This window comes from Fonticella tunisiensis, assembly GCF_004364155.1.
Classification (GTDB): Bacteria; Bacillota; Clostridia; order Clostridiales; family Caloramatoraceae; genus Fonticella; species Fonticella tunisiensis.
The window spans coordinates 1-2729 of sequence record NZ_SOAZ01000057.1; the positions used below are offsets into that span (position 1 = coordinate 1).

At 33.3% G+C, this 2729-nt stretch carries 4 protein-coding genes; 3 read left to right on the forward strand and 1 reads right to left on the reverse strand.

What is annotated here, in order from left to right; genetic code table 11:
- Window positions 1-91: 91 nt before the first annotated feature.
- Window positions 92-445 (reverse strand): hypothetical protein, encoded by a 354-nt coding sequence (locus EDD71_RS15005; protein WP_133629519.1) that lies wholly within the window; start codon window positions 443-445, stop codon window positions 92-94.
- Window positions 446-770: 325 nt separating this feature from the next.
- Between EDD71_RS15005 and EDD71_RS16185 the strand changes: the two genes are divergently transcribed.
- The 3 genes from EDD71_RS16185 (at window position 771) to EDD71_RS15020 (ending at window position 2473) form a co-directional block, all read left to right on the forward strand.
- Entirely contained in the window at window positions 771-1163 is a 393-nt protein-coding gene (locus tag EDD71_RS16185) for an HNH endonuclease (protein WP_133629520.1), read from the forward strand.
- 69 nt (window positions 1164-1232) lie between these two features.
- The gene (locus EDD71_RS15015; protein ID WP_133629521.1) at window positions 1233-1973 is read left to right on the forward strand and encodes an HNH endonuclease; all 741 of its coding nucleotides are present in this window, start codon (window positions 1233-1235) and stop codon (window positions 1971-1973) included.
- Window positions 1974-2065: 92 nt separating this feature from the next.
- Window positions 2066-2473 carry a GAF domain-containing protein gene (locus tag EDD71_RS15020; protein ID WP_133629522.1) on the forward strand — a complete coding sequence of 136 codons (408 nt, stop codon included), beginning with the start codon at window positions 2066-2068 and terminating at the stop codon, window positions 2471-2473.
- The last annotated feature ends 256 nt before the right edge of the window (window positions 2474-2729 follow it).

Below are 2729 nucleotides of genomic sequence, written 5' to 3' on the forward strand. Positions count from 1 at the left end.
CAGATACATTACCTGACAACTGCAGAGTTTCTAGTCAAGAATAATGATACATCAATCCCCATCTACATAATAGGTGGGGATTATTTTACGCTTACATAATTACATTAACCCTATCTTCAGAAGTTAGTGGAGCAATTTTATTTTTTACAATTGAGGACGATAAAAGTAGCAGGAACTTACGCCAGTTATATTTAGTTGAATTCAAAAATCTATACACAGTATCTTTAGCAAGCTCCGCTTTAATATTTGAAGAATCAAGATATCTGAATAGGTTTTTACCAGTAAAAACAAGTGTAAAAATGAATTTAAGCACCATGATGCAGGAAAATCCTTTATCTTTATTAAAGTTGCATTGCTTAAGTAAAGTTCCTATTTTATTTTCTTTAAAAAATTTATCTATAGTCAAGTTCAGCTGTTTATCATTATCTGGTATAATAGTATTCACAGAAAACATTCCTTTCTTTTTGGTTTAGTGGTTTGTCGTAATTCTATTATACCAAGAAAAGGAATATTTTTTGTTTTAAAATCTTATTTTGCTTGGCTTTCGCCATAATTTTCATCTGCGAAAGTTGAGTTATTAAATAATTCTGTTTAGAATTGGTACATATAGATTGAAAAAAATGATATGGTAAAATAGACGTTGAATCACAGGGAGTTATATAGAAATGGCGCATAAGTTTAATATAAGCAACAGACATAAACTTTATTTTGAAACTTAATCACTGTGAGTGAATTAAGTTTCTTGATAAGGTTAACAGAGAAGAGGCTTCTTGCTCTTTGTTAACTACGCTACTAAAAGAAATAATTTTACAGTTTATAGAGATTTATTATATGAGGATTTCAACAGACATAATTGTTTTTATTGCGGACAGAAGTTAAAGACCACTATGGAAGTAGACCATTTCATACCCTGGGTGTTCGTGAGGGGTGATAAACTCTGGAACTTCGCATTAAGTTGCAGGCATTGTAATCATAGTAAAAGAGATAGATTATCGGACAGACATTATATAAGAAAACTACTTGACCAGAATAGCCGTTCTAACAATATTTACATAGTTAATAAGGAATATAAGATTTATCACCCTGACAAAATTGTCGAAATGTATAATTGTGCCGAATTAAATGGTTTTGAAAGTGGATGGATGCCTAAGAACCATAAATGACTAAAGACGATGTTATCAGTGGCAAGAGTATTTAGATAAGTATTTTTATACAAGACTAGGGGGAAAATTATGTTCTATAATGCTCAATTAGAAATAAGTAAAGAAGTATGGTCTCAAATACTCACAGACAGAGAAGTTACTACGGAATCTGATTTGAATATTCTAAAAATTGTGTATGAAAGTAAAAACCATGAGATAGGAGCATCTGAGATAGCCTCAAGGTTAAACATTCCACATCATGTGTTAATCAACTTACAGATAAGCAGATTTAGCAAGCGTGTAATTCATAAAACAGGAGTCCAGCCACCTTTGAGAAGAGACGGAAAACCTAGATGGTGGCATGTTCCTTTTTTAGGATATGAAAAAGCAGGAAGATTTCCTTGGATTATGCGTCCTGAATTAGTAATCGCTTTTGAAGAAGTTTTTGGTCAAAGTGATACTGAATTCGTTTATTCTGGAGAAATCACCATTGAAGATATCCCGTCTCTATCCGAAGGTACAGTAAGACAGGTTTTTGTTAACCGTTATGAAAGGAACAGAAAGGCAAGAAGTATATGTATCGCACATTATGGTAGCAAGTGTGTCGTTTGTGGTTTTGATTTCGAAAAGACATATGGACCAATAGGTAAGGATAAAATTCATATACACCATCTCATACCTTTGTCTGAGATACAAAAGGAATACGAAGTAGACCCTATACGAGACTTAAGACCAGTATGTCCTAATTGTCATCTTATAATTCACAGCAAGAGAGAACCTTTTACAATTGAAGAGGTAAGAGAAATGATTACTATGTCCAATAACGGTTAGTAATTGTCTAGATGATGCACATTTAAACAGGCGAAAATGATAAATATTTTTGGGTTGGGATAAACGTATTTAATTCAAGGAGGTCCAAAACGATGTTTGAGATAGGAAAAATAAATGCTCAAAATAAGCAGGAGTTTTATAAGCAAGTAAATACATATCTCATTGGTTTAATTAGTGAAGAAACAGACTGGCTCGCAGGTATATCTAATGCGTCTGCTTTACTATATCTACTGCTGCCTGATGTTAATTGGTCAGGATTTTATTTATATAAAGGCGGAGAATTGGTTTTGGGACCCTTCCAGGGGAAACCAGCCTGTGTCCGCAACGCTTTAGGAAAGGGAGTCTGTGGTACTGCGGTAAAGACAAGGAAAATACAGGTGGTGGAGGATGTGAATGAATTTCCAGGTCATATTGCTTGTGGTGCTGTATCCCAATCGGAAATTGTTCTACCCATTATAAAGAATGATAAATTGATAGGGGTCAGAAGTTTCGCAGATTAAAAACTAAATAGGGCGTAGCCCCTTGATATGTTAAGGTTTAGATGAATAATAATTGAAATATGTAAATTCCGATTTTTACTGGAAAAAATTTAGGGTTTAAAAATAAAAACATCCTTTTTATAATGAATTTTGCAACAAACCCAATAGAAAGGATGTTTTGGGATGAACAAGCGCTATTTAAAACAAATGCTCACCTACTTCTCTAAGGTATACCATCTTGGAGAAAAAATCAAGGGGTTAAAAGATGGAAGAATAA